We start from the raw sequence: 230 nt of genomic DNA, 5'->3' as shown, positions 1-230 counted from the left end.
CCTGCTTTAACGCCGTCTTGGGTCAATGCAACATCGTCGCCTACTTTCACACCGTCGTTGTTCACGGTGGTGTCGCCGGCTTTGACGCTGTCTACCACCAGGTCTTTGTTCAGCTTGACGGTCACTTTATCGTCTTGGGCTTCAGTGGTGATGTTGTCGTCGCCGGCAACGGTCACGGTGGAGCCGAGTTTTTCGATATTGGTGCTGCCGCTGTCGCCGTTGAAGGTCAG

Annotated in this window: 1 protein-coding gene; it reads right to left on the bottom strand. The window is 55.7% G+C overall.

What is annotated here, in order from left to right:
- Nucleotides 1–230: hypothetical protein (locus tag HMPREF2871_RS11860; RefSeq protein WP_210397481.1), on the bottom strand; the 230-nt coding region annotated here is incomplete at both ends.

This window comes from Neisseria sp. HMSC067G12 (genome assembly GCF_001812725.1).
In the GTDB taxonomy this organism is placed as follows: domain Bacteria; phylum Pseudomonadota; class Gammaproteobacteria; order Burkholderiales; family Neisseriaceae; genus Neisseria; species Neisseria perflava.
This window is presented reverse-complemented; position numbering and strand designations above follow the sequence as displayed.